The 5397-nt window shown below is 39.7% G+C and carries 7 protein-coding genes; 1 reads left to right on the top strand and 6 read right to left on the bottom strand.

Annotated elements, in window-relative coordinates; all coding sequences use genetic code 11:
• Positions 1 to 93 precede the first annotated feature (93 nt).
• Positions 94 to 465, top strand: coding sequence for a DMT family protein (locus QX565_RS01950; RefSeq protein ID WP_002562057.1), 372 nt, complete (start codon positions 94 to 96; stop codon positions 463 to 465).
• Positions 466 to 711: 246 nt separating this feature from the next.
• Here the strand turns inward: QX565_RS01950 and QX565_RS01945 are convergent, their stop codons facing one another.
• Genes QX565_RS01945 through QX565_RS01920 form a run of 6 tightly spaced genes read right to left on the bottom strand, consistent with a single transcriptional unit; the run spans position 712 to position 5102 of the window.
• Positions 712 to 1719, bottom strand: coding sequence for an FAD:protein FMN transferase (locus QX565_RS01945; RefSeq protein WP_289290971.1), 1008 nt, complete (start codon positions 1717 to 1719; stop codon positions 712 to 714).
• A gap of 12 nt (positions 1720 to 1731) precedes the next feature.
• Positions 1732 to 2313 (bottom strand): manganese efflux pump MntP, encoded by a 582-nt coding sequence (locus tag QX565_RS01940; protein WP_221648613.1) that lies wholly within the window; start codon positions 2311 to 2313, stop codon positions 1732 to 1734.
• Between the two features lie 5 nt (positions 2314 to 2318).
• Positions 2319 to 3098 carry a DUF6048 family protein gene (locus QX565_RS01935; protein WP_289290970.1) on the bottom strand — a complete coding sequence of 260 codons (780 nt, stop codon included), beginning with the start codon at positions 3096 to 3098 and terminating at the stop codon, positions 2319 to 2321.
• Positions 3055 to 3561 (bottom strand): DUF6452 family protein, encoded by a 507-nt coding sequence (locus tag QX565_RS01930; RefSeq protein WP_221648611.1) that lies wholly within the window; start codon positions 3559 to 3561, stop codon positions 3055 to 3057. Before QX565_RS01930 ends, QX565_RS01935 begins: the two co-directional genes overlap by 44 nt.
• Before the next feature lie 32 nt (positions 3562 to 3593).
• Positions 3594 to 4547 (bottom strand): glycosyltransferase family 2 protein, encoded by a 954-nt coding sequence (locus QX565_RS01925; RefSeq protein WP_002562033.1) that lies wholly within the window; start codon positions 4545 to 4547, stop codon positions 3594 to 3596.
• A gap of 27 nt (positions 4548 to 4574) precedes the next feature.
• On the bottom strand, positions 4575 to 5102 hold the full coding sequence (locus QX565_RS01920; RefSeq protein WP_289290967.1) for a DUF4199 domain-containing protein: 528 nt from the start codon (positions 5100 to 5102) through the stop codon (positions 4575 to 4577).
• Between the last annotated feature and the right edge of the window lie 295 nt (positions 5103 to 5397).

Below are 5397 nucleotides of genomic sequence, written 5' to 3'. Positions count from 1 at the left end.
TTGAAAAATGAGAGAAAAGAGATAACTAATTGATTTATAAAGTTAATAACAAATAAAAAAGTATTCAATTATTAGGAATACAACATAGAAGATATGAAAGGATTATATACTGTGTTACTATTAATAGTATCCAATATATTTATGACATTTGCCTGGTATGGCCATTTGAAAATGAAACAGGAGTATTCCTGGTTTGCTACGCTTCCGCTTATTGGTGTTATTGCTTTTAGCTGGGCAATCGCTTTTTTTGAATATACTTTTCAAATTCCGGCCAATCGTTTGGGATTCAGTGGAAACGGAGGGCCTTTTAGTTTGATGCAATTGAAAATTATACAGGAAGTGATAACTTTGGTTATTTTTACCGTTTTTACTACAGTCTTGTTTAAAGGTGAGTCATTGCATTGGAATCATTTAGCAGCTTTTGTCTGTCTGATATTAGCAGTGTATTTTGTTTTTATGAAATAGCTCAGTTTAACATATGACTTTAACATTTTAAACCATTGCTGCAAGATTGTACATATTTGTAGTATAAGAGTGTACACTTTAGTATAACAAGAGTGTACAACTTTATATACTAAGAATGTACACTCTTTCATCTCTTAAGGTAGGGTACTTTTATTGGCTTAAAATCAGTATGTTATATGTAGATAAATAATACCTCTTTATTCCGCAATCTATTTCCTGAAGTATCTGTAATTGCTTTTTTAATAACTATCTGCTTATATACTTCTTCATCCCTTCTGTGAAGAATGTTTTGAACTCTCCGTTCTCACCGCTGTATATAAAATAAGCATCAATCTCCGGATTTGCATTGGCAAAAGCTTCTGCTTCTTTTAGTCCCATAACCATAAAAGCAGTGGCAAGAGCATCGGCTGTCATACAATCTTTGGCTATGACGGTAGCGGATAAAATGTTATGCTGTACCGGATATCCTGTTCTCGGATCAATGGTGTGTGCATATTTCTTTCCGTCTTTATAGTAGAAGTTGCGATAATTGCCCGATGTAGCAAGACCTACGTCTGTCAGTTCGAGAATCGTCTGTATTTCCTGATTGACGGACAGTGAATCATCTATGGGCTTATTAATGCCGATACGCCACAGGCCATTGCGTGAGTTTTTTCCTTTGGCAACTATTTCGCCGCCTATATCTATCATATAGTTTTGAATGCCTTTGCTATCGAGCAAATGGGCCACCACGTCTACGGAGTATCCCTTGGCTACTGCACTGCAACTGAGCATAATGCGAGGGTCTTCTTTTACTACCTTGCCATCAACCAGTTTTACTCTTCTGTAGTCAGTGATTTGCAGCAAGCTGTCCACCATCATGGAATCGGGAAATGCTCCTTGTTTGAAACCAAATCCCCAGGCATTTGCCAGTGGGGCTATGGTGATGTCGAAAGCACCACCGGTCTCTTTGGAGATTTCCATAGAACGGTTGAAGCAGGTTTGGAAAAAGCTATCCGTTATAATGTCTTCGTTCCGGTTCACGCGGGAAATCACTGATGTGTCATTGAATGGAGACAACGAAGCATCAAAACGCTTTAACTCAGCTTCTATTTCTGGCTTTAGATCACCCTCATATTGATAGGTAATATTATAAATTGTACCGAAGACCAAACCATTAATACTGTTGTAGGGTACGTTGTTTTTACGTACCAGTATCCAGATGGTAGCCAGCAGGAGTATTCCTAACCAGATAAAACTTTTCTTCGCTTTCATATCTGTTTTTATTTAGCTGAAAAATAAATGTTCAATTAATATTTTGATTCCGATAATTACCAGTATTACACCTCCCCATAACTCGGCACGTAGCTTTCGTGCAATGCCACAGCCGCATTTAATACCGAATAACAATCCTATTAATGACACTGCGAATGAAACGAATCCAACGATACCGATAGGAGGGAGGATCTCGGAGAAATCCCGGATGCCCAGAAAGGCAAAAGAAACACCTATGGCTAAAGCATCGATGCTTGTGGCTATTGCCATGGTTAACACAACTTTCAGGCTGGCAGGATTAAATTCTTTGCGGCATTCTTCATCTTTGAATGATTCTAGAATCATGCGTCCACCTAAAAATGAAAGGATTGCAAAAGCAATCCAATGGTCTACACTCTCAATGAGGTGGCTGAATGCACTGGCGCCTATCCAGCCCAGAAATGGCATTAATGCCTGGAAGAATCCGAAGAAAAAAGCCATGACCAGCATGGGACGCCATTGAATCCGTTTTAAAATAATACCGCTTGCAATAGAAACAGCGAAACAGTCCATCGCCAAACCAATTGCAAGCAGCCAAATCTCTAATCCTGTCATTGTGTTTAATAAGGTAGTTTATATATCAGAGTGTATGTCACTCCCATGTTGTTGGAACCATATTTCCCGAATCCGGGCACCATCCACGGGTTACCATATTCGCTAACCGAGGCGGAGAGTTTATACTTCATTCGTAACGCCCAGCCCATATAGAAATTCTTGTATATCTGTACTTTTACGCCTGCCACAAATTCCATCCACTGCATAGTCGCTTTTTGTCCGGGGTGATCATAGGGAACACTACCTCCCCAGATGATATCTCCGAGACTAGGATTCTCATATTCACCGCCAAATGCCGGATCTTTCATCGGCATGCTGTTGATATCATATTTCATATGACTGAACCCGTAACGAAGGCCGACATACAAAAAACTATTCTTCTCCTTTTTCTTGGACATCGTGTTATAATCTACTCCGATGCGGAAGAAAGGGGCTGAACTTTTATAGTGAATACCGGTATCGTTCCATGAATCAGTGGTGCTGAAACCAATTTCAGCAGTAGGGAGAAACATGTTTTTCAGATTCACTACTATATCCACTTCAGAACTCAGAAAATCATTTCCGAAGAGTTTGCTACCCAGACCGTATAAGTCTACGCCAATATACGTGCCGTTGTAAAGGGGAACTTCTTCTTTGGGTTCCTCTTTCACGTTCTTTTTCTGATCTCTTTTGGGAGTGGGATTGACGTAGGGCCGTTGTTGGTTCTGCGCCGAAATCTCCAATGAAAAGAGTAGAAACAGACTAATCGCGATTGCGGTAGAGTAACTTAAGATTTTCTGTCCCATCAGTATTGGCTTGTTTATTAGGTATTTGGATCGTATCTAATTCTAAACGGCTGTATTTTAATCCGACGATACTTTGTTTCATGCTATATCCACACTCCATTGACTCAAAGTAGGGCACATTATGTTGTTTGATATAGATGGTATCACACAATGTCCGATCTTCTCTATACGCATAGTAGAAAATGAATATGGTGGAATCTGAGGCATATCGCAGCGGCAGCGTTAGAGTATGTACCTTTTTTTGATTGTTGATAATGATAGAATCTGTACCGAGTGCGGTTACCGTCAGAGAGTCGAGTGTATCGTTTACGATCTCATCTTTAATATTTTTGGTATAGAGCGTACAATTGATCATAGCACGTCCGGCAATAGAGCAATCACTGTCTTCAGAGCATGAGGTGTGTAGTCCGATACCAACACTTGCAATGAGGAGGACTAGGAACAGTCGGATTAAATTCTTCATATATATACTCTTTTATATGGTTTGGGTCATTCTCAAATCATTTTTTCTACCTGATAGTTATTACGTTCCGGAGCATTGCGGGAGATCAGCTCACCCAGAAATCCTGCCAGGAATAACTGTGTTCCTATTATCATAGCCGTAAGGGATAGATAGAAATACGGGGAGTCCGTTACCAATCTATAGGCCATTCCGTTATGCATGTGATACAGTTTGGTAGCTCCTACTATTACAACGGATATAAATCCGAAGATAAACATTAACGAGCCCAGCAATCCGAAGAAATGCATTGGTTTTACTCCGAAAGTAGAAAGAAACCAGAGAGAAATCAAATCCAGGTATCCGTTAAAGAAACGATTCAGACCGCCAAACTTCGTTTTACCGAATTTACGTGCCTGGTGTTGTACCACCTTCTCGCCGATTTTCTTAAATCCGGCATTCTTAGCCAGATAAGGGATATAACGGTGCATTTCGCCGTATACTTCGATATTCTTCACTACAGCCTGGCGATAGGCTTTCAATCCACAGTTGAAATCGTGTAAGTTTTTGATGCCCGATACTTTACGTGCTGTAGCATTGAATAATTTAGTAGGGAGTGTTTTGGAAAGCGGATCATATCTCTTTTGCTTCCATCCCGAAACAAGATCATACCCCTCTTCCGTAATCATACGGTAGAGTTCCGGTATTTCGTCCGGACTGTCTTGCAAATCTGCATCCATAGTAATGACCACATCGCCTTCTGCCTGTTTGAATCCACAGTATAAAGCCGGTGATTTACCGTAATTGCGACGGAATTTAATTCCTTTTACAATCGGTGACTGAGCTTTGAGTTGCTCTATAATTTCCCATGAACGATCTGTACTGCCATCATTGACAAAAATAACTTCGTATGAGAAGCCGTTGGCTTTCATTACCCGTTCAATCCAGGCAAACAGTTCGGGAAGTGATTCTTCTTCGTTGAACAAAGGGATGACTACAGATATATCCATTTTTATTATGAATTTATGATTTATGAATTATTCTCTGTTTCGTTTCATTACAAACAATGCTGTAGGAATAGCAAGTAAGCTACCGGCAAAGACATTCCATGATAAAAGTTGCATCGTGATGTCAATAGAAGATAAAGACTGAGCATTGGCCATTGCGGTTTTGAATACTTCTTTCTCTGTCTCCATTCCGGGGAGGGTAACTAACATCTGTTCCATATCATTCATGCATTGCGTGATGATAAATCCATGATCGATAAACTGGAAATAGATATAATGTGCTACTGCAACCAGTAGTGAAGCAAACATGTACATAAATAAAGTGAAAAGACATGCATGGGCAAAGCTGATTGCACCACCGCATATTTTGTTCCGATACATCTTAACATAGTGATATCCTATGAAAGGCACACCGATAGTAAGGCCCATAAACAGGAGTGAAAGAAACGGAATTGTAAAACCCAATGGGAATAAAATGAATTTCAATATCCAATATGCTCCCATGTATGTGCCAAAATGCATGGCATATTTCTGTAAGTAATTTCTGTTTTCTGTCATTTTTTAAATTAAAATAGCGCACAAAGGTACAAATAATATTGGTTGATAGGGGAGATCAGGCTGTTAAAGTTAATAAAGCCTTGAAAGTTGGGAACGATAAACTTTTTTTTGTTTGATAACTGTCTGAAAAGTAGCTGTTTGTTCCTTTTTGATAGAAAAAATGCGCGTTAGCTATTGCAAGTTAAAGAAAAAGATGTACCTTTGCAACCGCAAAACGGGTAAGTCCTATACGGCCAGCTCCCTTCGAATCCTCCAGGGCTTGATCGCAGCAAAGGTAGTTGGTTGTAGCGGCGCG

The sequence above is a fragment of the Bacteroides sp. 41_26 genome (assembly GCF_949740115.1).
Classification (GTDB): domain Bacteria; phylum Bacteroidota; class Bacteroidia; order Bacteroidales; family Bacteroidaceae; genus Bacteroides; species Bacteroides nordii.
Note: the sequence above shows the minus strand (reverse complement) of the source record. Positions and strands in the feature narration are given on the sequence as shown.

What these genes read in the sequence shown, in the direction of transcription:
- QX565_RS01950 (WP_002562057.1), top strand. Translation starts at nt 94, where the DNA reads ATGAAAGGATTATATACTGTGTTACTATTAATAGTATCCAATATATTT.
- QX565_RS01945 (WP_289290971.1), bottom strand. Translation starts at nt 1,719, where the DNA reads ATGAAAGCGAAGAAAAGTTTTATCTGGTTAGGAATACTCCTGCTGGCT.
- QX565_RS01940 (WP_221648613.1), bottom strand. Translation starts at nt 2,313, where the DNA reads ATGACAGGATTAGAGATTTGGCTGCTTGCAATTGGTTTGGCGATGGAC.
- QX565_RS01935 (WP_289290970.1), bottom strand. Translation starts at nt 3,098, where the DNA reads ATGGGACAGAAAATCTTAAGTTACTCTACCGCAATCGCGATTAGTCTG.
- QX565_RS01930 (WP_221648611.1), bottom strand. Translation starts at nt 3,561, where the DNA reads ATGAAGAATTTAATCCGACTGTTCCTAGTCCTCCTCATTGCAAGTGTT.
- QX565_RS01925 (WP_002562033.1), bottom strand. Translation starts at nt 4,547, where the DNA reads ATGGATATATCTGTAGTCATCCCTTTGTTCAACGAAGAAGAATCACTT.
- QX565_RS01920 (WP_289290967.1), bottom strand. Translation starts at nt 5,102, where the DNA reads ATGACAGAAAACAGAAATTACTTACAGAAATATGCCATGCATTTTGGC.